The 23,228-nt window shown below is 72.9% G+C and carries 18 protein-coding genes; 11 read left to right on the forward strand and 7 right to left on the reverse strand.

The window, feature by feature from the left end; genetic code table 11:
* Positions 1-232: 232 nt before the first annotated feature.
* On the forward strand, positions 233-4,855 hold the full coding sequence (gene gltB / locus TU31_RS34590) for a glutamate synthase large subunit (RefSeq protein WP_042162155.1): 4,623 nt from the start codon (positions 233-235) through the stop codon (positions 4,853-4,855).
* A complete protein-coding gene (locus TU31_RS34595; RefSeq protein WP_042162157.1) occupies positions 4,848-6,308 on the forward strand; it encodes a glutamate synthase subunit beta in 1,461 nt (486 codons plus the stop codon). Before gltB ends, TU31_RS34595 begins: the two co-directional genes overlap by 8 nt.
* A 140-nt stretch (positions 6,309-6,448) precedes the next feature.
* On the opposite strand, the gene TU31_RS34600 is transcribed toward TU31_RS34595, so the two are convergent.
* Positions 6,449-7,018, reverse strand: a complete 570-nt coding sequence (locus TU31_RS34600; RefSeq protein WP_042162158.1) for a flavin reductase family protein — start codon at positions 7,016-7,018, stop codon at positions 6,449-6,451.
* A 67-nt stretch (positions 7,019-7,085) separates the two neighbouring features.
* Between TU31_RS34600 and TU31_RS34605 the strand changes: the two genes are divergently transcribed.
* Positions 7,086-7,847, forward strand: a complete 762-nt coding sequence (locus TU31_RS34605) for an ArsR/SmtB family transcription factor (RefSeq protein WP_042162205.1) — start codon at positions 7,086-7,088, stop codon at positions 7,845-7,847.
* 15 nt (positions 7,848-7,862) lie between these two features.
* Here TU31_RS34605 and TU31_RS34610 read toward each other — a convergent pair whose 3' ends face one another.
* Complete coding sequence (locus TU31_RS34610) at positions 7,863-8,444, reverse strand: MarR family winged helix-turn-helix transcriptional regulator (protein WP_107070812.1); 582 nt, start codon at positions 8,442-8,444, stop codon at positions 7,863-7,865.
* Between the two features lie 68 nt (positions 8,445-8,512).
* Between TU31_RS34610 and TU31_RS34615 the strand changes: the two genes are divergently transcribed.
* Entirely contained in the window at positions 8,513-9,235 is a 723-nt protein-coding gene (locus tag TU31_RS34615) for an SDR family NAD(P)-dependent oxidoreductase (protein ID WP_042162160.1), read from the forward strand.
* Between the two features lie 39 nt (positions 9,236-9,274).
* Here the strand turns inward: TU31_RS34615 and TU31_RS34620 are convergent, their stop codons facing one another.
* Together TU31_RS34620 and TU31_RS34625 are read right to left on the reverse strand one after the other, a co-directional pair.
* Positions 9,275-9,751, reverse strand: a complete 477-nt coding sequence (locus tag TU31_RS34620; protein ID WP_042162161.1) for a PPOX class F420-dependent oxidoreductase — start codon at positions 9,749-9,751, stop codon at positions 9,275-9,277.
* Between the two features lie 72 nt (positions 9,752-9,823).
* A complete protein-coding gene (locus tag TU31_RS34625) occupies positions 9,824-10,312 on the reverse strand; it encodes a hypothetical protein (protein ID WP_042162163.1) in 489 nt (162 codons plus the stop codon).
* A 157-nt stretch (positions 10,313-10,469) separates the two neighbouring features.
* On the opposite strand from TU31_RS34625, the gene TU31_RS34630 reads away from it, so the two are divergent.
* The gene (locus TU31_RS34630) at positions 10,470-11,204 is read left to right on the forward strand and encodes an MBL fold metallo-hydrolase (protein ID WP_042162165.1); all 735 of its coding nucleotides are present in this window, start codon (positions 10,470-10,472) and stop codon (positions 11,202-11,204) included.
* A gap of 84 nt (positions 11,205-11,288) precedes the next feature.
* On the opposite strand, the gene TU31_RS34635 is transcribed toward TU31_RS34630, so the two are convergent.
* Entirely contained in the window at positions 11,289-12,335 is a 1,047-nt protein-coding gene (locus TU31_RS34635) for a LacI family DNA-binding transcriptional regulator (protein WP_042162167.1), read from the reverse strand.
* A 162-nt stretch (positions 12,336-12,497) separates the two neighbouring features.
* Here TU31_RS34635 and TU31_RS34640 point away from each other — a divergent pair, with 162 nt between their 5' ends.
* Entirely contained in the window at positions 12,498-13,193 is a 696-nt protein-coding gene (locus TU31_RS34640) for an alpha/beta fold hydrolase (protein ID WP_042162169.1), read from the forward strand.
* Between the two features lie 45 nt (positions 13,194-13,238).
* Here TU31_RS34640 and TU31_RS34645 read toward each other — a convergent pair whose 3' ends face one another.
* Positions 13,239-14,138, reverse strand: coding sequence for a hypothetical protein (locus tag TU31_RS34645; protein ID WP_042162170.1), 900 nt, complete (start codon positions 14,136-14,138; stop codon positions 13,239-13,241).
* Between the two features lie 264 nt (positions 14,139-14,402).
* Between TU31_RS34645 and TU31_RS34650 the strand changes: the two genes are divergently transcribed.
* The 4 genes from TU31_RS34650 to TU31_RS34660 all read left to right on the forward strand — a co-directional run bounded on the left by TU31_RS34650 (position 14,403) and on the right by TU31_RS34660 (position 20,049).
* Positions 14,403-15,197 (forward strand): S1 family peptidase, encoded by a 795-nt coding sequence (locus TU31_RS34650; RefSeq protein ID WP_042162172.1) that lies wholly within the window; start codon positions 14,403-14,405, stop codon positions 15,195-15,197.
* 227 nt (positions 15,198-15,424) lie between these two features.
* Positions 15,425-15,601, forward strand: coding sequence for a hypothetical protein (locus TU31_RS38885; protein ID WP_158894842.1), 177 nt, complete (start codon positions 15,425-15,427; stop codon positions 15,599-15,601).
* 31 nt (positions 15,602-15,632) lie between these two features.
* Positions 15,633-16,790: a sensor histidine kinase gene (locus TU31_RS34655; RefSeq protein ID WP_042162173.1), complete on the forward strand. Its 1,158-nt coding sequence runs from the start codon at positions 15,633-15,635 to the stop codon at positions 16,788-16,790.
* 175 nt (positions 16,791-16,965) lie between these two features.
* On the forward strand, positions 16,966-20,049 hold the full coding sequence (locus TU31_RS34660; protein WP_042162175.1) for an endo-alpha-N-acetylgalactosaminidase family protein: 3,084 nt from the start codon (positions 16,966-16,968) through the stop codon (positions 20,047-20,049).
* Between the two features lie 42 nt (positions 20,050-20,091).
* Here the strand turns inward: TU31_RS34660 and TU31_RS34665 are convergent, their stop codons facing one another.
* A complete protein-coding gene (locus tag TU31_RS34665; protein WP_042162177.1) occupies positions 20,092-21,879 on the reverse strand; it encodes a glycoside hydrolase family 35 protein in 1,788 nt (595 codons plus the stop codon).
* Positions 21,880-22,072: 193 nt separating this feature from the next.
* On the opposite strand from TU31_RS34665, the gene TU31_RS34670 reads away from it, so the two are divergent.
* Positions 22,073-22,960: a helix-turn-helix domain-containing protein gene (locus tag TU31_RS34670; protein WP_042162179.1), complete on the forward strand. Its 888-nt coding sequence runs from the start codon at positions 22,073-22,075 to the stop codon at positions 22,958-22,960.
* Positions 22,961-23,228: the final 268 nt, after the last annotated feature.

Raw genomic sequence — 23,228 nt, forward strand, 5'->3', positions numbered from 1 at the left:
CAATGTCGCTCGCCGAACGCCGCCTTGTGGGACGGCCCCGTTTCCGTCCGCGTACTGACTCACCGCAGGTGCGGTGTCCGCATGCTGGAAGCCTCTTTTCGCTTTTCGAGAAGGGGGCCATCCTGTAACCTGCACGAAATTTCGCGGAGGGCCAACGTCGTCCCTCGGCAATCCCCCAGGTCTCCAGGGCCTGGGAGGGACCCCCATTGCCACCACGACGTTGGGAGAGCCGATGCGTTTCGCGTCCACGCACTCCGCGACCACCAGCAGCAGCGACGCCGCAGCCTGGTCGCCCATGGACGGCCGCCCCGCCCAGCAGGGGATGTACGACCCCCGCAATGAGCACGACGCCTGTGGCGTCGGCTTTGTGGCCACCCTCACCGGCGAGGCCAGCCACGCACTGGTCGAGCAGGCGCTGACCGTCCTGACGAATCTGGAGCACCGCGGTGCCACCGGTTCCGAGCCCGACTCGGGCGACGGCGCCGGCATCCTGCTCCAGGTGCCGGACGCGTTCCTTCGCGAGAACGTCACTTTCGAGCTCCCCGAGGCCGGCGCCTACGCCGTCGGTATCGCCTTCCTCCCGTCCGACGCCCAGGAAGCGGCCGAGGCTGTCTCACGCATCGAGACGATCGCCGGTGAAGAGGGCCTGGACGTCATCGGCTGGCGCGTGGTCCCGGTCGCCCCGCAGCTGCTCGGCAACGGCGCCCGCGCCACCATGCCGGCCTTCTCCCAGATCTTCGTGAGCGACGGGGTGAACACCGGCCTGGCGCTGGACCGCAAGGCCTTCGCGCTGCGCAAGCGCGCCGAGCGGGAGGCCGGGGTCTACTTCCCCTCGCTGTCCGCCCGGACGATCGTCTACAAGGGCATGCTGACCACCGGCCAGCTGGAGCCCTTCTTCCCGGACCTGTCCGACCGCCGCTTCGCCACCGCCATCGCGCTGGTCCACTCGCGGTTCTCCACCAACACCTTCCCGAGCTGGCCGCTGGCCCACCCGTACCGCTTCGTCGCGCACAACGGCGAGATCAACACGGTCAAGGGCAACCGCAACTGGATGCGGGCCCGTGAGTCGCAGCTCGCCACCAAGCTCTTCGGCGCGGAGAACGGCGAGGACGCCGAGAACCTCTCGCGGCTCTTCCCGGTCTGCACCCCGGACGCCTCCGACTCCGCCTCCTTCGACGAGGTCCTGGAGCTGCTGCACCTCGGCGGCCGCTCGCTGCCGCACTCCGTGCTGATGATGGTCCCCGAGGCGTGGGAGAACTCCCCCTCCATGGACCCGGCCCGGCGCGCCTTCTACCAGTACCACTCCACGATGATGGAGCCCTGGGACGGCCCGGCCTGTGTCACCTTCACCGACGGCATCCAGGTCGGCGCGGTCCTCGACCGCAACGGTCTGCGCCCCGGCCGCTACTGGGTCACCGACGACGGCCTGGTCGTGCTCTCCTCCGAGGTCGGCGTCCTGGACATCGACCCGGCGAAGGTCGTCCGCAAGGGCCGCCTCCAGCCCGGCCGGATGTTCCTCGTGGACACCGTCGAGGGCCGCATCATCGAGGACGACGAGATCAAGGCGCAGCTCGCCGCCGAGCAGCCCTACCAGGAGTGGCTGGACAGCGGTCTGATCGAGCTCGCGGACCTGCCCGAGCGTGAGCACATCGTGCACACCCACGCCTCGGTCACCCGCCGCCAGCAGACCTTCGGCTACACCGAGGAAGAGCTGCGCGTCATCCTCGCCCCGATGGCCAAGGCCGGCGCCGAGCCGATCGGCTCGATGGGCACCGACTCGCCGATCGCCGCGCTGTCCGAGCGCCCCCGGCTGCTCTTCGACTACTTCACCCAGCTCTTCGCGCAGGTCACCAACCCGCCGCTGGACGCCATCCGCGAGGAGCTGGTCACCTCGCTGATCTCCTCGCTCGGCCCCCAGGGCAACCTGCTGGAGCCGACCGCGGCCTCCTGCCGCAGCGTGACCCTGCCCTTCCCGGTCATCGACAACGACGAGCTGGCCAAGCTCGTGCACATCAACGCCGACGGCGACATGCCCGGCATGAAGGCCGTGACCCTCTCCGGCCTCTACCGGGTCTCCGGCGGCGGCGAGTCGCTGGCCGCCCGGATCGAGGAGATCTGCGCCGAGGCCGACGCCGCCATCGACGACGGCGCCCGGCTGATCGTGCTCTCCGACCGGCACTCCGACGCCGAGCACGCGCCGATCCCATCGCTGCTGCTCACCGCCGCGGTCCACCACCACCTCATCGGCACCAAGGAGCGCACCCAGGTCGGTCTGCTCGTCGAGGCCGGCGATGTGCGCGAGGTGCACCACGTCGCGCTGCTCATCGGCTTCGGTGCCGCGGCCGTCAACCCGTACCTGGCCATGGAGTCGGTCGAGGACCTGGTCCGCGCCGGCACCTTCCTGCCGGGTGTCGAGGCCGAGACCGCCATCAAGAACCTCATCAAGGCGCTCGGCAAGGGCGTCCTGAAGGTCATGTCCAAGATGGGCATCTCGACCGTCGCCTCCTACCGGGGCGCGCAGGTCTTCGAGGCCGTCGGCCTGGACGAGGAGTTCGTCGAGAAGTACTTCCACGGCACCGCCACCAAGATCGGCGGCGCCGGCCTGGACGTCATCGCCAAGGAGGTCGCGGCCCGGCACGCCAAGGCGTACCCGGCCTCCGGCATCGCCGCCACGCACCGTGCGCTGGAGATCGGCGGCGAGTACCAGTGGCGCCGCGAGGGCGAGCCGCACCTCTTCGACCCGGACACCGTCTTCCGGCTCCAGCACTCCACCCGCTCGCGCCGCTACGACATCTTCAAGCAGTACACCGACCGGGTGAACGAGCAGTCCGAGCGGCTGATGACGCTGCGCGGCCTGTTCTCCTTCGCCTCCGACCGGCCCTCGATCCCGATCGAGGAGGTCGAGCCGGCGTCCGAGATCGTCAAGCGCTTCTCCACCGGCGCCATGTCGTACGGCTCCATCTCCCAGGAGGCGCACGAGACCCTCGCCATCGCCATGAACCAGCTGGGCGGCAAGTCCAACACCGGTGAGGGCGGCGAGGACCCGGAGCGGCTCTACGACCCGGCGCGCCGCTCGTCCATCAAGCAGGTCGCCTCCGGCCGCTTCGGTGTGACGTCCGAGTACCTCGTCAACTCCGACGACATCCAGATCAAGATGGCCCAGGGCGCCAAGCCCGGCGAGGGCGGCCAGCTGCCCGGCCACAAGGTCTACCCGTGGGTCGCCAAGACCCGGCACTCCACCCCGGGCGTCGGCCTGATCTCCCCGCCGCCGCACCACGACATCTACTCCATCGAGGACCTGGCTCAGCTGATCCACGACCTCAAGAACGCCAACCCGCAGGCCCGCATCCACGTGAAGCTGGTCTCCGAGGTCGGCGTCGGCACCGTCGCCGCGGGTGTCTCCAAGGCGCACGCGGACGTGGTCCTGATCTCCGGCCACGACGGCGGTACGGGTGCCTCCCCGCTCACCTCGCTCAAGCACGCGGGCGGCCCCTGGGAGCTGGGCCTGGCCGAGACCCAGCAGACGCTGCTGCTCAACGGCCTGCGCGACCGGATCGTGGTGCAGACCGACGGCCAGCTCAAGACCGGCCGCGATGTCGTCATCGCCGCTCTGCTGGGCGCCGAGGAGTTCGGCTTCGCGACCGCACCGCTGGTCGTCTCCGGCTGCGTCATGATGCGCGTCTGCCACCTGGACACCTGCCCGGTCGGCATCGCCACCCAGAACCCGACGCTGCGCGAGCGGTTCAGCGGTAAGGCCGAGTACGTCGTCAACTTCTTCCAGTTCATCGCGGAGGAGGTCCGGGAGCTCCTCGCCGAGCTGGGCTTCCGCAGCCTGGACGAGGCCATCGGCCACGCCGAGCTGCTGAACACCTCCCGCGCGGTGGACCACTGGAAGGCGCAGGGCCTGGACCTGGCCCCGCTGCTGCACGTGCCCGAGCTGGCCGAGGGCGCCGTCCGCCACCAGGTCATCGAGCAGGACCACGGCCTGGAGAAGGCGCTCGACAACGAGCTGATCAAGCTCGCCGCCGACGCCCTGTCCGCGGACTCCGCCGAGGCCGCCCAGCCGGTGCGGGCCCAGGTCGCGATCCGGAACATCAACCGGACCGTCGGCACCATGCTCGGCCACGAGGTCACCAAGAAGTTCGGTGGCGCCGGTCTGCCCGACGACACCGTCGACATCACCTTCACCGGCTCGGCCGGCCAGTCCTTCGGCGCGTTCCTGCCGCGCGGCATCACGCTGCGCCTGGAGGGCGACGCCAACGACTACGTCGGCAAGGGCCTGTCGGGCGGCCGGGTCATCGTCCGCCCGGACCGCGGCGCCGACCACCTCGCCGAGTACTCGACCATCGCGGGCAACACCCTCGCCTACGGCGCCACCGGCGGCGAGCTGTACCTGCGCGGCCGGGTCGGCGAACGCTTCTGCGTCCGTAACTCCGGTGCCACGGTGGTCTCCGAGGGCGTCGGCGACCACGGCTGTGAGTACATGACCGGCGGCAACGCGGTCGTCCTGGGCGAGACGGGTCGCAACTTCGCGGCCGGTATGTCCGGCGGCTTCGCCTACGTCATCGACCTCGACAAGGCCAACGTCAACAAGGAGCTCGTCGACGCGGTCCACGCGCTGGACGACGCCGACAAGCAGTGGCTGCACGACGTCGTGCGCCGCCACCAGGAGGAGACCGGCTCCACCGTCGCCGAAAAGCTCCTCGCCGACTGGGATGCCGCAGCCGCGCGCTTCAGCAAGGTCATCCCGCCCATTTACAAGGCAGTGCTCGCCGCCAAGGACGCCGCTGAGCAGGCCGGACTCTCCGAGTCCGAGACCCACGAGAAGATGATGGAGGCGGCGACCAATGGCTGACCCCAAGGGCTTCCTGAACCACGAGCGCGAGATCGCCAAGACCCGCCCCGTCGAGGAGCGCGTCAAGGACTGGAACGAGGTCTACCAGCCCGGCTCCCTGCTGCCGATCATCAGCAAGCAGGCGTCGCGCTGCATGGACTGCGGTATCCCGTTCTGCCACAACGGCTGCCCGCTCGGAAACCTCATCCCCGAGTGGAACGACTACGCCTACCGCGAGGACTGGACCGAGGCCAGCGAGCGGCTGCACGCGACCAACAACTTCCCGGAGTTCACCGGTCGTCTGTGCCCCGCGCCCTGTGAGGCCGCCTGTGTGCTGGGCATCAACCAGCCGCCGGTGACCATCAAGAACGTCGAGGTCTCCATCATCGACAAGGCCTGGGACAACGGGGACGTCACCCCGCAGCCGCCCGAGCGCCTCTCCGGCAAGACCGTCGCCGTCATCGGCTCCGGTCCGGCCGGTCTGGCCGCCGCCCAGCAGCTGACCCGGGCCGGCCACACCGTCGCCGTCTACGAGCGCGCGGACCGTATCGGCGGTCTCCTCCGCTACGGCATCCCCGAGTTCAAGATGGAGAAGCGCCACATCAACCGCCGTATCGAGCAGATGCGCGCGGAGGGCACCAAGTTCCGTACGGAGGTGGAGATCGGCCGCGACATCGACGCCAAGAAGCTGCGCAAGCGCTACGACGCCGTCGTCATCGCCGCCGGTGCCACCACCTCCCGCGACCTGCCGGTGCCCGGCCGTGAGCTGAACGGCATCCACTTCGCGATGGAGTACCTGCCGCTCGCCAACAAGGTGCAGGAGGGCGATCTGACCGTCGCCCCGATCACCGCCGAGGGCAAGCACGTCGTCGTCATCGGCGGCGGCGACACCGGCGCGGACTGCGTCGGTACCGCCCACCGCCAGGGCGCGGCCTCCGTCACCCAGCTGGAGATCATGCCCCAGCCCGGCGAGGAGCGGAACGCCAACCAGCCCTGGCCGACCTTCCCGATGCTCTACAAGGTCACCTCCGCGCACGAGGAGGGCGGCGAGCGGGTCTACTCCGTCTCCACCACCCACTTCGAGGGCGACGAGGACGGCAACGTCCAGTGGCTGCACCTGACCGAGGTGGAGTTCAAGGACGGCCGGCCGGAGCCGAAGCCCGGCACCGAGCGGAAGATCCCGGCCCAGCTGGTCACCCTCGCGATGGGCTTCACCGGCACCGACCAGGAGAACGGCCTGGTCGAGCAGTTCGGCCTGGAGCTGGACCAGCGCGGCAACGTCGCCCGTGACGGCGACTTCGCCACCAACGTCCCCGGTGTGTTCGTCGCCGGCGACGCGGGCCGCGGCCAGTCCCTGATCGTGTGGGCCATCGCCGAGGGCCGTTCCGCGGCCAAGGGCGTGGACCGCTTCCTGACCGGAGTCAGCGCCCTGCCGGCTCCCATCAAGCCGACGGATCGCGCACTGACCGTGTGACCGTCCCCTGATGTCCCGTACAACGTCGTACGGAACAGCCGCGGCGCCTGTCCCCCTCCCCCGACCGGGAGGGCAGGCGCCGCGGATTTTTTTGCCGTCCGGCCCGTTCTGCCGGACCGGGCCCGGAGCCCCCGGGTGCCCTACGCACCACCGCGGGCGGCGGGGAAGCGCCGCCCCAACTGCCGTGCGATCTCCTGTGCGGAGGCCGGTACGGCCTGCGGCGGGGGAGCGCCCGGCGGCCGGAAGTCATGCACCGGCGGATGCCAGGCCCCCAGGTCGATCCGCCGGTCGCCCGGCGGCAGCACCCACCGCGGATCGGCATGCACCCGCAGCACCTGCGCCTCGATCTGCGTCCACGCGCCGTCGGTGACCGTCCGCTGGCCGACCCGGCGCGCCTCCAACTGCACCGGACAGTGCACCAGTCGGGGCGGCCGCACCAGCTCGGACGGCTCCGTCCACGGCGCGTCCGTGGACGGCATGGCGCTCGCCCCCTCCTCGGCCCCGGTCCCGTCCGGCGGCAGATTGAAGACCACGTCCGGGCGTACCGCGAGATTGCGCGCGGTCCGGCCGCGGGCCGGCAGCCAGACGCTGACGACCGGTCCGAGCTCCCACCGGATGCGCAGCTCGACCAGGACGAAGGTTCCGTCGTCGTTCTCCGTGGACAGCAGCGCCGGGGCGACCGAACTGCTTTTCTCCAGCGCGCCTTTCATGCTGCCGAGGATAGAAGCCGGATGATTCGGTGCTCACCGAAATGTTATCAGAGGTTACTCTGTGTACATGAAACGATGGGACGCCGATCAGGAAAGCGTCGCGGAGACCCCCGATCTGGCCGCCCTCGCGGCGCTGCTCGCGGACCGCACCCGTGCCGCGATCTGTATGGCCCTGCTCGACGGCGGCACCTGGACCGCGGGCGAACTGGCCGAGTACGCCGCGGTGGCGCCGTCCACCACCACCGAGCACCTCAACCTCCTCGTCGCCGGCGGACTCCTCGCCGAGGAACGCCAGGGGCGGCGGCGCTACGTCCGGCTCGCCGGGCCGGAGACCGCGGAGACCCTGGAGAACCTCGCCGGACTCGCCCCCTACCGCCGCGTCCCGGTCCGCTCGCTGGCCGAGGCCAACCACCGCCGGGCCCTGCATCACGCCCGGACGTGCTACGACCACATCGCCGGCGCCCTCGGCGTCGCCATCGCCGACGCGATGACCGAACGCGGCCTGCTGGCCCGGGACTACGGCCTGGTGCTGACCGCCGCCGGCGCCGACTGGCTCACCGCGCTCGGCCTCCCCGACACCGCGCCGGCGGACGCCCACCGGGCCCATGTCCGCACCTGCCTCGACTGGACGGTGCGGCGGCAGCATCTCTCCGGCGCGGTCGGCGCCGCCCTCTACCGGCACGCCCTGGAACGCGCCTGGCTCGTCAAGGCCGTCGCCACCCGCATCCTCACCGTCACGGCGGCGGGCCGGGCGGCCTTCCGCGCGCAGCTCGGACTCCCCGACGAGGCGCTCTTCCCGTCCCTCACGCTCCCACCGCCCCGCGGCTGACCGCCCGGGCGCCTCTCAGGCGTCACCGACCTGGCTGATCCGGTCGTCGCCGAGCTTGCGCTGGGTGTCCTGAAGCAGGATCCGCAGCAGACCGGCGAGCTGGGTCTGCTGCCCCGGTGTCAGGCCGTCGATCAACTCCGCCTCGCGGTAGAGCACTTGATCGACGGTGGCCTCGACGAGTGCGTGGCCGGCCGGGGTCAGCTCGACCAGGACCGTCCGCGGGCGGCCCTCGCCGGGCCTGCGGGTCACCAGCCCCTCGCGCTCGGCGCGGGCCACCCGCTGGGAGACCGCCCCCGCGGTCACCATGGAGCGACGGCCGAGCTCACGGGTCGTCAGGGTGTACGGCGCGCCGCCGCGGCGCAGCACGCTGAGCAGATCGAGGGTGGCCGGGTCCACCCCGGCGCGGGTCAGTACCCGGCGCCGGTCGTCGCCCAGCAGCTTCGCCAGCTGCCAGATCGGCGTCACGATCCCGATCGAGGAGACCGGTGTGCCGGGGCGCTCGCGCTCCCAGGCGGCCGCGATCTCCTCCACGGGGTACACGGAGGCGTCGGCCGCCGCCCGGTCGTGGCCGTCCTGCGCCTCGGATTCTCTTGCCACGGGCCCTCCCGTCGATGTTATGTTCAGGTCTAAATTTAGATCTGAACGTGATGGACGGAGCTCAGCATATGTCACGCACCATCCTGGTCACCGGCGGCGGAACCGGCATCGGACGCGCCGTCGCCCACCACTTCGCGGACCGCGGCGACGAGGTCCTCGTCACCGGCCGGCGCCTCGCGCCCCTGGAGGAGACCGCGGCCGACCGGGCGACCGTCCGGCCGCTGGTGTGCGACCACACCGACCCGCAGTCGCTCACCGAACTGCTCGCCCGGCTCCCCGAACGGATCGACGTCCTGGTCAACAACGCCGGCGGCAACACCGACCTCGACACCGACGAGGCCACCGATCTGGCCTCCTACGCCCGGGACTTCCGCGCCAACCTCGATGCGAACCTGGTCAGCGCCGCACTGACCACCAGGGCGCTGGACGGCCGGCTGGCGGCCGGTGGCGCGGTCGTTCACCTCGGGTCGATCGCCGCCGACCAGGGCGCCGGCTCCTACGGGGCGGCCAAGGCCGGCCTCGCCTCCTGGAACGTCGAACTGTCCCGGAACCTCGGCCCCCGCGACATCACCGCCAATGTCGTCTCGCCTGGCTATGTCGCCGACACCGATTTCTTCCGCGACCGGCTCACCGACGAGCGCCGCGACCAGCTGGTGGCCGCCGCGGCGGTGGGCCGCGCCGGATCCCCGGAAGACATCTCGGGGACGGTGGCGTTCCTGGCGTCACCGGCCGCCCGGCACATCACCGGTCAGGTCCTGAACGTCAACGGTGGTACCCGCACCACCCGTTGACGCCCGGTCGGCCGGTTCGGGCGGCGGCGCCGGCGTGCCCTAGGCGCCGCCGCCCTCGGTGAGCCGGGCCGGGAAGCCGCCGGTCGCGACCGGGCCCCAGCGCAGCGGCGTCACCCGGATCAGCGACTTGCCCTGCTTGCGCATGGCCTCCCGGTACTGGTCCCAGTCCGGGTGCTCACCGGCGATGTTGCGGTAGTACTCGACCAGCGGCTCGATGGCGTCCGGGGTGTCGATGACCTCGGCCTCACCGTCGACCTGCACCCACGGGCCGTTCCACTCGTCGGACAGCACGATGACGCTGACCGAGGAGACCCGGCGGGCGTTACGGACCTTGGCCCGCTCCGGATACGTCGCCATCACCAGCCGCCCGGAGTCGTCCACCCCGCACGTCAGCGGCGAGCCCTGCGGAGTGCCGTCGGAACGGCGGGTGAGCAGGATCGCCCGATGGCGGGGGCGGACGAACTCCAGCAGCCCGGGCAGGTCGACACGGGTGTTGGTGGCGGTGGAAGGGCTCATGCGGAGGAGCCTAGGGCGTGGAGTGCCCTCGAAGCCGGACCGCGGCGCCGACCCACCGCCACATCGCACCGGTCAGCTCTTGAAGAGCTCCTTGCCGGTGGCCGCGTCCACGACCTTGCGGTCGCCCAGCGCGCTCTTGAGCCGCACCTTCACCTTGTCGGTGGCCAGCTGCTCGGTGCACATCCCCTTGGAGCTCTTCCGCTTGCCCCAGCCGGTGATCACCACCAGGTCCTTCGACTCATGGCCGCGGGCACCGAAATCCACATCGCAGGCGCTGTGCCCGACGGTGACGGTGATCTCCCGTACGTCCTTGCCCTTGGGGCGGTCCGCGCCGGCCAGCGGCAGCAGCGCCTGCTGCCGCCCGGTGACCGGGGAGACCTTCGGCCAGTGCCGCACGATCTGGTCCGCCCGCTGCTCGAAGGCGTCCGGCTTCTTCGGCGGCGGCGCGCTGCCCACGGTCTGCTGCTTCTGACCGCAGCCGGACAGTACGGCGGTGCCGGCCACCGCCAGCGCGAGCACGGTGGTGAGGGTACGGGTGCGGGAGAGGTGGGATCCTCGCATGACATGCCTCCTTGGTGTTCGGCGGTGAGACGCACCGAAGGCAAGACAGGTTCCGGCCGCGTTCGGCCGTGTTGGGCGGCGGCTTCCGCTCTGCGCTCAATCCGCCCACGGCGCAAAGGCCGGTGCTCACCGACGCCGTCCGGCTAGCGTCCCGGCCATGGACGCACTCACCGAAATCACCCCCACCGTCTGGCAACTCGCCTTCCCCGTCGGGCATGTGTACCTCGTCGCCCTCCCCGACGACGGATACGCAGCGGTCGACACCGGCGTCCCCGGCTCGGCCCCCGCCGTCCTCGATGCGCTGGCCCGGCTCGGCGGCCGGCCGGAACAGCTGCGGCAGATCGTGCTCACCCACTCCCACATCGACCACATGGGCTCCGCCGCCGACCTGGTCGCCGCCACCGGCGCCCAAGTACTGGCCGGCGCACTGGACGCCCCGTACATCCGCGGCAGCGTCACCGAACCCGCGCCGGTGTTGAGCCCCGCGGAGCGGTCGCTGTTCGAGAGGGTCATGGCCGATTTCGCGGCCGCCGGGGTCCCGCCGCTGCGCCCCGTCGAGGTCGATGTCGAACTCCATGACGGAGACACCCTCGACGGCTGGCCGGAGCCGGTGCGGGTGCTGCACGTGCCCGGCCACACACCCGGCGGGATCGCGCTGCACCTCCCCGAGAGCCGGGTGCTCTTCCCCGGAGACATCATGGGCACCACCCCCGACGGGACCCGGGCGGTCCTCGGCCCCGGCAACGTCGCCCGCGAGGAGGCCATCGCCTCCTTCCGGCGGCTCGCCGCCCTCGACGCGGTCGACACGGTGTGCGTCCCGCACGGCGTCCCGCTCCGCACCGGCACCCGCGACATCCTGGCCGCGGCCACCCCGGAGACGGACTGGCGGTGAGGGCCGCGGACGGCGTGCGGCCCCGGCACCGGGCGAGGCGCACGCTGCGGCGCACGAAGCCGTGGCCCCGCCCGGGCCCGGCCGTCAGCCCGATGCGCGCGGTGTGACGTGGAAGCTGCCCAGCCGGTGGATCGCGGGCGGGGCGGCCGGGTCCAGGAGCAGGTCGGCGACCAGGCCGGCGATCTGCTCCGGGGGTGTGATCTCGGCGTGGACGCTGGTGAGCCGGGGGCGCAGCAGCCGCGCCAGCAGCAGATCGTCCGCGCCGACCACGGCGAGGCGGTCCGGGCCGTCGGCGCCGATGGTGTGGCCGGCGTCCTGGAGGGCACGCATCAGCAGCATCGCGTACTCGTCGTTGTACCCGAACACCGCGTCCAGGCCCAGCTCCGGCCAGGCGGCGGCCAGCCCCGCCGCGGACTCCTCGGTGCGCGCGAGATCGAGCGGGCGCACCCGCGCGTCCGGGTGCGCGGCGGCCGCGGCCCGTACGCCCGCCAGCCGGAGCTCCGCGCAGTCCGCCGGGCCCGGTTCGGCCGGGCGGACCACACCGATCCGCCGGCGGCCGCGGGCCAGGAGGTGTTCACCGGCCCGGCGTCCGGCCTCCCGCTGGTCGAGGAGGAGGGTGTGGGCGCCGGGTGGCGCCGACGGGCCGAGGACGAGGACCGCGGCGGTGCCGGCGCGGTGCAGCAGCTCGACGGCGGGGGCGTCCAGCGGGGGTCCGTAGAGGTTCAGTACGGCGGCGGGCCGCAGTTCGGCCCAGGCGCGGGCGGCCGCCATGGGGGAGCTCGCGGGCGCGCCGTGCAGCACTCCGGTGTAGCCCAGGCGGTGCAGCGCGGTCTGGAATCCCGCCAGGAAGCCGGTGAAGAGGGGGCCGAAGGCCTCGACCGCGTCGGCGGGGGCGGCCAGCAGCACGAGGCGGCCCCGGCCGGCCCGCAGACTGCGGGCGGCGGCGTGCGGCACATACCCCAGTTCCTCGGCGGCGGCCCTGACCCTGGCCTGGGTGCGCTCGCCGACCCGCCCGGCGGCCTGCCCGTTCAGGACGTAGGAGACCGTCGCGCGGGAGACCCCGGCGTGCCGGGCAACGGCCGCACTGGTCGGGGGAGTTGGGGTGGCCCGTGGGCCGGCTCGGTCCGTCATGCTGCTGGGCATCCTCGCACAGCGCAATCGTCCGGCGGGTCGGGCCGGAGCGCCCCCGCCGCCTCGGCTGACACGTGTAACGTCGGGCCGGTGCGCCACCGGACCGGCGAACGGGACCGGACCCTCGGGAGCCGGAGCGCGGGAACCGAAGAGAGGCAGGGCATGCAGCTGCACACCCACGAATGGGGCACCGGCGAACGCGTCGCGGTGCTGGTCCACGGCCTGATGTCCGATCACCGCACCTGGCACCGGGTCGGTCCGGCGCTCGCCGACCGGGGCTACCGGGTGCTCGCCGTCGATCTGCGCGGCCACGGCCGCAGCCCGCGCGGCCCGTACGGCACCGAGCTGTTCGCCGAGGACCTCGTGGAGACCCTGCCCGCCGCGCCCGAGGTCGCCATCGGGCACTCCCTGGGCGGGCTGGCGCTGTCCCTGGCGGTGGAGCGGCTCCAGCCGCGGCGGGCGGTGTACTGCGATCCGGCCTGGTCGCTCGCCAGGGTCGGACAGCCGGTCGACCCGGCCCTGTTCGTCGCGTTCAAGCGGGCCGACCGGGAGATGGTGAGGACCTTCAACCCGCGCTGGTGCGAGGCCGATGTCGACCTCGAACTGGCCACGGTCGCGCTCTGGGACACCGGGACCGCCCTCGCGCTGTCCGCCGTCCATCTCCAGGACCACACGCCCGAGAAGCCGGTCGTCCCGTCCCTGGTGCTGTTCGCGGGGGAGGGGTTCCTCTTCTCCGAGCAGGCGGCGGCCGAGCTGACCGAGCGGGGCTTCGAGGTCCGTACGGTGCCGCGCACGGGCCACACCATCCACCGTGACGACTTCGACGGCTTCATGGCGGGCCTGGAGGGGTGGGTCTAGGAACGGTCCACGGGGCGGCCGGCTCGCGCCACGGCCGGCGCCCCGTCAGGTGTCACAGTCCAGCAGCGTCTTGCACAGTCCGCAGCGCGCCTGGAGCCGGCCGCGGACCGGGACCCGGATCCGCTGATGGCAGGCGGGGCAGGGGAACGAGACCCGCAGCGGCGACGGGCCCTCGAAGGCATAGCCCTCGGCAGTGGCGGGCGGCCGGCCGGTGCGCCGCGGATCCTGCGCCGCCCGGCGGTCCTTGGCGTAGCGCAGCCGGGCCGCCCAGCCCGCGCCGGCGAGCGGTGGCCGGCGCAGGTCCTGGCGGGCCCGCGCGGCGCCCGCCGTGTACGCGTCGTACGCCTGCGGGCTGGTGAACCACGGCGCCGGGTCCTCCCCGAAGAACCGGGCCCGCTTGGCGAGGACATAGCCGAACTCCTCCGGCGTCAGATAGCCCAGCTTCTGCGAGAACGGGCCGTGCTCGCGGTAGGCGTCCAGCAGCAGCCAGCCCGCGCCGAGGTAGGCGGCGGCGGTGTCGGTGAGGATCTCGTTGTCGCGGGTGCCGGGGAACGCCAGATCCAGACGGTGCAGCGCGACATGCGTCACCTCATGGGCCAGTGCGGCGCCGATGTCCTTGCGGTGCGTCCGGAAGCGGTCGTTGAGCTCGATGAAGTACTCCGGGCCCGCGGTCAGTTCGACATTCGCGGCATGCTCCATCCCGCGGAAGGTGATCACCGCCCGCGCGTCCGGCAGATGCAGTTGCCGGACCAGGGCGCCGGCCACCCGCTGCGCACCCAGATGCAGGTCCTCTTCCTCGCCGAAGGCCACATCGACCGGCAGCACGCTGGTGTCGAAGGTGCGCACCGTGTCGTACGACAGGCGTTTGAACAGGGCATGGACGGCCGCGCGCACCGTGTCGAGGTGGGGGTAGCCGTGCTCGATCGCTCTGCCGCCGGTGGTCACCCGGCCACTGTACGGGGGGCCGGGAAAGTCCGGAATGAGGTGTACGGGCGTGGCGCGTACGGGAGTTGGCCGGATGCGCACCCTTGTCACTCCGCGCGCCCACTCCAGATAATCGCAGAGCGCTGTACGGACTCATCCCCCACTGGGTCCGGACGCCTCACGGTGTGCTGTCTTCCTCCACGTGCTGTGTGCGGCGGTCACATCCGGCTCCGGTGTTGGCATGGGCTCGTCATCGACGTGCAACCCCCCACGAAAGGAAGCCCGTTGCGCAGCTACCGGAAGCCCCTCAAGAGAATCCTCGCCGTCGGCGCGGTCGCCCTGGCCGCCTTCAGCCTCCAGCCCGGCTCGGCCTCGGCCGCGCCCGCCCCCGAACCGTCCACCAAGGTCGTCGGCGGCACCAAGGCCGACCAGGGTGAATTCCCCTTCATGGTCCGGCTGTCGATGGGCTGCGGCGGCGCCCTCTACGCCAAGGACATCGTGCTCACCGCGGCGCACTGCGTCGACGGCAGCGGCGACAACACCTCCATCACCGCCACCGCCGGTGTGGTCGACCTGGAGGACTCCGCCGCCGTCAAGGTCAACTCCACCAAGGTCCTCCAGGCCCCCGGTTACAACGGCAAGGGCAAGGACTGGGCCCTGATCAAGCTCGCCAAGCCGATAGACCAGCCCACCCTGAAGATCGCCGAGGACGACAAGCTCAACAGCGGCGACTTCACCATCGCCGGCTGGGGCGCCGACAAGGAAGGCGGCGAGCAGCAGCGCTACCTCCTCAAGGCGACCGTGCCGTTCGTCGACGACGCCGCCTGCCAGAAGGCCTACGGCGACCAGCTGACCCCCGGTGACGAGATCTGCGCCGGCAAGCTGGACACCGGCGGCACCGACACCTGCCAGGGCGACTCCGGTGGCCCGATGTTCCGCAAGGACGACGCCGGCCAGTGGCTCCAGGTCGGCATCGTCTCCTGGGGCGAGGGCTGCGCACGCCCCGGCAAGCCCGGTGTCTACAGCGAGGTGAGCGCCTTCGCCGCCAACATCAAGAAGGCCGCGGGCGAACTGGGCTGACCGGCCCCGCACACCGACGACACACCTTGGGCCCGGGGAGCCGCTCCCCGGGCCCTTCGCCGGGACGGAAGTCCCGGACCTCGGTCCCGGCCCTTGGTCCCGCCGCGCCACGGCCCTTGGTCCGTCCGCCCCGGGACCAAATACGGGTTCCCGGCCGGGTCCTGTGCCGCCACGGATGACCGGACGGCCTCTGGGCGGCCCCGCGCCGGCTCCCTAGCGTGAACGACATGACCCCCGAGCCCCGCCGCCGGCCCCCGGCGCCCGACCGCGACCGCCGCACCACCGTTTTCGCCGCCCTGCTCCTCGCCGCCTCCGCCGCGACCCTGGCCTACGTCCTGCTCGGCGGTCATCACGATCCCCTTGAGACACCGGACGATGCCCCCTCGACGGCGGCGTGGGGGTGAACCGCACGGCAACACCGGACGGGCCCCGCGGATGAGCCCCCTGCCGGGGCGGCCGACGAGCCGGCCACCGCGCCGCATCGCGGCCGCGGCCGGCCCGGCGGTGCTTCTGCTGCTCCTCGCCGGGCTGGAGACCGTGGCGATGGCCCACGAGCCCGCCCGGCCGCACGCCGTCATGGGGGCGACCGCCCTCGCGGTCTGCCTGTGCACGGTGCCCGGCGCCCGGATCCCGCTGACCGCCCGGGCCGCCGCCGCGGCCGTGGTCTCGCTGACCGGGTCCGCGCTGCTGATCGCCGGACCGCGCCCACCCCACGTGTGGGGCCTGGGGGAGGGACTCGCCCTGCTCCTGCTGCTCGCCGCCGTGGTCCGCCGGGCACCCGGCCGCACCGCCGCCGTCCTCGGCCCGCTGCTGGGCCTGGCCTGCGTCCTCACCCCGCTGCGCGACCTCCGGCCGGGCCTGTTCACCGTGGTCCAGGCGGTACTCACCGTGGTCGTCACCGCCTACTCGCTGACCCTGCGCCGGCAGGACGCCCAGCGGCTGCGCGATCTCGCCGCGGTCCGGGCCGCCGAGCGTCTGGAACTGTCGCGGGAGCTGCACGACCTGATCGCCCACCACGTCACCGGCATCGTCGTCCAGGCCCGCGCCGCGCGCTGCACCGGCCTCCAAGGACCGCCGGCCGACGCCACCTTCGAGCGGATCGAGACCGCCGGCAGCGAGGCGCTGGGCGCGATGCGCCGACTGGTGCGGGTACTGCGCGAGGACGGGGCGCGGGCCCATCCGCTCGCCGGGCTCGCGGAGGTCCGTGCGATGACCGACACGTTCGCCCGCACCGGCCCGCCGGTCCTCCTCGCCCTCGAAACCGGCGCCGCGCACGCGCTGCCGGCCGAGGTGGCCGCGGCGGTCCACCGCATCGTGCGCGAGGCGCTCACCAACATCCGCAAGCATGCCGCGGACGCCACGGCGGTACGGATCGGCCTGCGGTCCGTCCCCCGCGGGGTGGAGCTGCGCATCGCCAACGACGGCGGCGCCCCCGCCCGCCTCTCCGAACAGGCCCGCGGCGGGGGCTTCGGCCTGGCCGGCCTCACCGAACGGGCCGAGGCGATGGGCGGCCGGCTTACCGCGGGCCCGGCGCCGGAGGGCGGCTGGGAACTCACCGCCGTCCTGCCCCTCGACGGCGGGGCCACGGCCTGACCCGCTTCTCGACGGCGGACCTGTCCCTCTACGGCGGGCCACCGCCTGCCCCGCCCTCCCGGCCCGCCGCACATCTGTCCAACACCTGCCCCTCCTTTGTCCATAGGCGCACGCCCCGCACCGGCAGCACGCTGTCCGCCGACAGGCAGTGCAGGCACGAAGGAGGACCGCGCGCGTGAACGAACAGACCGCAGCCCCGGCCGGGCCCAGCCGCCGAAAGGTCGTCGCCGCCACCGCGCTCGCCGGGGTCGCCGGCGCCCTCCCGCTCGCCACACGGCCCGCCACGGCCGCACCCCGTGCGGCGGAGGCGCTGCTGCGGTCCGACGCGCTGGAGGTCCGCGTCGACACCGCCTTCCCGCGCATCGTCTCCTACACCGACCGCGGCACCGGCGCCGTGCTGCACGGCGGGCAGACCCCGGTCACCCGGGTCCTCATCGACGGCACCGCCCACACCCCCCGGGTCACCCACCGCACCCGCGCCGGCCGCGCCACCTACACCCTCGGCTTCGACGGCGGCACCAGGATCACCGTCGAGATCGCCGTCCACGGCCGGCGGACCACCTGGCGGGTCACCGGCATCACCGACACCCCGGCACTGCGCATCGGCACCCTGGAGATCCCCGGCCTCGCCCTGCTCGCCGTCCGCAGCGACCAGCCCGACGCCACCCTGCTCGCCGCCCGGATCGCCCTCGACAAGGCCACCAGCGGCGACACCCTGATACGGGTCACCGACGACACCCCCGCCGAGGCCACCCCCACCGGATGCGCCTACGCCGTCGTCGCCACCGGCCAACTGGCCGCCGGCATCGACACCAACACCTGCTACGACCGGCCCACCGGCGCCACCACCTGGGAGAACGGCCGGCTGTGGCGGCAGACCGTGCACGGCGACGGCTTCGTCACGGCCCAGCTCGGCTGCGGCCAGTGGACCCACCGGGCGGCCGGCCAGCCGTCCCCCGTCGCCACCGACCCGCTGCCGTACGCGACCGTCATCGTCACCCGCGACCGCAACGGCGACGGCACCGCCGACTGGCAGGACGGCGCGATCGCGCTGCGCGACATCATGGTGCGGCCGCTGGGCGCCGACGAACAGCATCTGCGGGTCGTCCCGCACATCCCGTTCAACTTCGCCAGCCAGGCAACCAACCCCTTCCTCGCCACCCTCGACACCGTCAAGCGCATCGCGCTGGCCACCGACGGCCTGCGGCAGTTCACCCTCCTCAAGGGCTACCAGTCCGAGGGCCACGACTCCGCCCACCCCGACTACGGCGGCAACTACAACGAGCGGGCCGGCGGCCTCACCGACCTCAACGCCCTGCTCCGCGCCGGCAAGAAGTGGAACAGCGACTTCGCGGTGCACGTCAACGCCACCGAGTCCTACCCCGTCGCACACGCCTTCTCCGAGCGGCTCGTCGACAAGAACGACAAGCAGTGGGACTGGCTCGACCAGTCGTACCGTATCGACGCCCGCCGCGATCTGGTCTCCGGCGACATCGCCCGGCGCTTCGCCCGGCTGCGCGAGGAGACCGACCCCGCGCTGAACACCCTCTACCTCGACGTCTTCCGCGAGTCCGGCTGGAACTCCGACCGGCTCCAGCGCCATCTGCGCGACCAGGGCTGGCAGATCACCACCGAATGGGGCCACGGCCTGGAGCGCTCCGCCCTGTGGTCGCACTGGGCGAACGAGACCGACTACGGCCCCGACACCTCACGCGGTATCAACTCCCGGCTGATCCGCTTCCTGCACCACCACCACAAGGACGTCTTCGCCGACAAGTGGCCCACGCTGCTCGGCCACGGCCGGATGGGCAACTTCGAGGGCTGGGTGGGCAAGACCGACTGGTACGCGTTCCACACGATCATCTGGACCGACGCGCTGCCCGCCAAATACCTCCAGGCGTACCCGATCAGGACCTGGGGCGCGCACGAGATCACCTTCGAGGGCCCCACCAGGACCTCGGTCAGCGACGCCGAAGGCAGCCGCCGGATCACCACCGACGGCCGCCTCGTCTACGACGGCGGCACCTATCTGCTCCCCTGGGAACCCCGCCGGGCCACCGACCCCGACAAGCTCTACCACTACAACCCCCGTGGCGGCACCACGAGTTGGGCGCTGCCCCGGGGCTGGTCGGCCGCCCGCGCCGTCTACGCCTACCGGCTCACCGACCAGGGCCGCACCCAGGAGACCCGGATCCCCGTCAGCGACGGCAGGATCACGCTGACCGCCCGGCCCGGCGTCGCCTACGTCGTCCACCGCACCAAGGCCCCCGCCCAGGGCGATCCCCACTGGGGCGAGGGCACCCCCGTCACCGACCCCGGCTTCCACTCCGGAACCCTGGACGGCTGGCAGACCACCGGCCCGGCCTCCGTCCAGCTCAGCAAGCCGGGCGACTACGAGCTGGTCATCGGCGCGGGCGGCGCCGCCACCGTTGCCCAGAAACTCGCCCGGCTCACCCCCGGCAGCTACGCCGCCTCCGTCCAGGTCGAGGTCGGGGCCACCGCGGGCGAACGGCGCCGGGCCGGCCTGGAGGTCCGTACCGCCGACGGAGTCACCGCCACCAACTGGACGGACACCTCCACCGCAGGCAACTACGTGGCGGCGGACCGCAAATCCGGCACCCGCTTCCAGCGCCTGTTCACCCACTTCACCGTCCCCGAGGGCGGCGGCCCGGTCACCCTCGCCCTGACCGCGGCGGCCGGCCGGGCCCGCGTCCGCTTCGACAACATCCGCGTCGTGCCCGCCCGGCCCACCACCAAGAAGGGCGCCCTGGCCTACGAGGACTTCGAACACGTCCCCCAGGGCTGGGGCGTCTTCGTCAAGGGCGACGCGGGCGGCAGCACCGACCCGCGCACCCATATCGCCCAGCGGCACGCCCCGTTCACCCAGCGCGGCTGGAACGGCAAGGCGATCGACGACGTCATCGACGGCGGCTCCTCGCTCAAGTCACGCGGCGAGAACACCGGGCTGGTCTACCGGACCGTCCCGCACACCGTCCGCTTCGCCGCCGGCCGCCGCTACCGGGTCACCTTCCGCTACGAGAACGAAAAGGCCGGCCAGTACGCCTGGGTCACCGCCGTCGACGAACCGGCGCCCCGCGAGCTGAGCCGCCGCCCGCTCCCGGTGGCGACCCAACCCACCAGCTGGACCTATGAGTTCACCGCCCCGGCCGAGGGCACGGCATGGGTGGGACTGCGCAAGGTGGGTGACGACGGGACGGCGGAGTTCGTCCTGGACACGTTCGAGGTGCGCGAGGTGTAGCCGGGCCGTGGGGGCGGGGCCGGCGCGCCCCCACGGCCGCCCTCAGCTCCCTGCCGTGCAGGGATACAGACCGGGCGCCCCCGCCCCTCTTCCCACCAGGGCCGGGGCGCCCTCCCACTCCCACAACAGCAGCGCGTTGCCGCCCTCGCGCAGCACCGGACCCGGCACGTACAGCGTGCGCTGCGGCCCCTCGGCCCGATAGCGGCCCAGACAGAACCCGTTGATCCAGGCGAACCCGTGGCGCCAGCCCGGCAGCGCGAGCTCCGCATCACCGGGCCGTCCGGCCACCGTCAGCGTTCCCCGGTACAGCCCCGCACCGCCACCGGCCCCCGCCACCGCCCGGAACGGCACCCGGTCCGTCGCCCCCGCCTCCTCCAGCGCGTCCAGCCGCAGCCCCCGCGACCGCACCCCGTGCAGATACTGCCGCTCGTGCAGCAGCCCGCCCACGATCCCCTTCGACTCGGCCAGCCGCGGCCCGTAGTTGACCCGCCCCAGCGACGCCACCCACAACTCCACCGACGCCGGCCCCGCCACCTCACCGAGCACCGCGTCCTCCTCGTCCACCACTGCCCGCAGCTCTCCGTCGACGTACACCACCGCCCGGTCCCGCAGCCCGCGCACCCGCAGCGGGTACCGGCCCCGCGGCCCCGGAACCGTCACCTGGTAGCGGACCAGCCCCCGGTCCACCCCCAGCTCCTCGAACGTCGCCGGGCCGGCCGCCTCGACCTCCGCACCGCCGAGCGCCGCCATCACCTCCCCGGGCGGCGCCCACTCCCCGACCACCGCATGCACCGGAGCCGCCAGTACGGGCAGCGGCTCCGGCAACGGGGGCAACGGCCCGTCCGCGTACCCGGCGAGCACCTCCCGGAACCGCCAGAACTTCTCGGTCGGCCGCCCGCGTTCATCGACCGGCGCCTGGTAGTCGTACGAGGTGACCGTCGGCCGCAGCTCCCCGTCCTGGAGCTCACCCGCGCGGTTCGCGCCCGCCCAGCCGCCGAAGCTCGTCCCGCCGTGCGCCATATAGACGTTGACCGAGGCGCCGCACTCCAGGATTTCCCCGAGCGCCGCCGCCGCGTCCTCCGCGGCGCGCGGCTCCTCGCTGCGCCCCCAGTGCGTGAACCAGCCGCACCAGAACTCCATACACATCAGCGGCCCGTCCGCCCGATGGCGGCGCAGCGCCGCGAACGCCTCCCGTGCCCCGGAGCCGAAGTTGACGGTGGCCAGGACGCCGGGCACCGAACCGCCGCTCAGCATGTGGTCCTCCGGCCCGTCCGAGGTGCACAACGGGACCCGCACCCCCAGCGCCCGCAGCCGCTCCACGAGCCACACCAGATAGCCGGCATCGCTCCCGTACGAGCCGTACTCGTTCTCCGCCTGCACCAGGATCACCGGCCCGCCGCTGTCACACTGACGCGCCACGACCTGCGGCAGCAGCCGCCCGAACCACGCGTCCACGGCCCGCAGATACTCCGCGTCCCGGGTCCGCACCCGCCGCCCCAGCGGCCCGGTCAGCCACTCCGGCAGCCCGCCGTTCTCCCACTCCGCGCAGATGTACGGCCCCGGGCGGACGATCGCCCACAGCCCCGCCGCGTGCGCCGCGTCCAGGAACCGGCCCAGCGCCTCCGGGTCCCGGAACACCCCGGGCCGCGGCTCGTGCAGATTCCACGGCACATACGTCTCCACGCAGTTCAGCCCCATCGCCCTGAGCATCGCCAGCCGGTGGCCCCACTGCGCCTCGTGCACCCGGAAGTAGTGCATCGCACCGGACAGCAGCCGCACCGGCCGCCCGTCCACCGTGAAGTCCCGCTCGCCCACCGCACACCGCGCCACGTCGCCCGCCCCTGTGTCGTCCCGTGCCGCCGGCGCCGTGCCGCGGCCACCTGGGCGCCGACGGGCCGTACGGGCACGGTCATCGATACGTCATCGGTCACCCTCGCCCTCTGGCGGTGCGCCGGTCCATGGACAAAGATCGACCCTGCTTGGACGGTTCGACGGAGAGATACGGAGCGACGGGAGGCCGGGCGTGTACCACACCTGGATGCGGTACTTCACGCCGAACCCGGTCCACCACCGGCTCGGCCTGGTGTGCCTGGGCGTTGGCCTCCAGCACGGCGCACTGCCCACGGTCGGCCCGCGCACCCTCGACCACCACGTCGCCATCGTCATCAGCGCCGGCCGCGGCTGGTGCACCGCCCCCGACGGCCGCCGCCACCCGGTCACCGCCCCCGCCCTGCTGTGGATCACGCCGGGCGTGGTGCACCACTACGGGGCCGACCCCGAGACCGGCTGGGACGAAAGCTTCGTCGACTTCACCGGCCCGGCCGCCGCCACCTACACCGAACTCGGCTACATCGAGCCGGACCGGCCCGTCGTACCACTCGCGGACACCGGACCCGCGCGGGCCGCGGTCGGGCGCATCGCACGGGCCGCACGCCGCGGCAACCCCCTGCTCGAAGTCGAGACCTCCGCCGCCGTTCACGAACTCCTGGTCGCCCTGCGCCGCGCCCGCGCCGACACCGACGCCGACGGCGACCCCGTCCTCCAGGCCCTGGCCCGCGACGCTTTCCTCCCCCTCTCGGTCGCCGAACACGCCGCGCGCCACGGTATGACCCCCGCCGAACTCCGCACCGCCGTCCGCCGCGGCGCCGGCTGCAGCCCCAAGGACTACCTCCTCGGCATACGACTGGGCCGCGCCAAGGAACTCCTGGTAGGCACCGAACTCCCGGTCGCCGCGGTCGCCCGCCGCGTCGGCTACGACGACCCGGCCTACTTCAGCCGCCTCTTCACCCGCCGCGTAGGCACCGCCCCCATCCGCTTCCGCGACCGCCAGGTCCACAACGTGCCCGGCGGCTGGTCCACGCAGATCCCGGACCCGAACGATCCCCCTTTGGTCAGCGGCTGGAGCGGCTGAGGGGTTTGCCGGTGGCTGGGCGCCGTTCGCCTTCGGCGTGTGGGTGGCGGGTCGGAGGGGACGCCCGGTACCCCGTCCTCGGCGCGGGCGGCCCTGGTCCCAGAGGTTGGGAGCCCCGTTGTTCGCTCCGGTCCTGCGGGCGGGGCACCGGACATCCCCTCCGACCACCGTCCGTGCGCGGCTGACCCGCCGTACCGATGACTGTTACGGCGGCCGTGCAGCGGCACCTCTTGGCAGGCCTCTGGTCCCCGCAGAATGGGCGCGGGCC

The sequence above is a fragment of the Streptomyces lydicamycinicus genome, from assembly GCF_000829715.2.
GTDB lineage: Bacteria > Actinomycetota > Actinomycetes > Streptomycetales > Streptomycetaceae > Streptomyces > Streptomyces lydicamycinicus.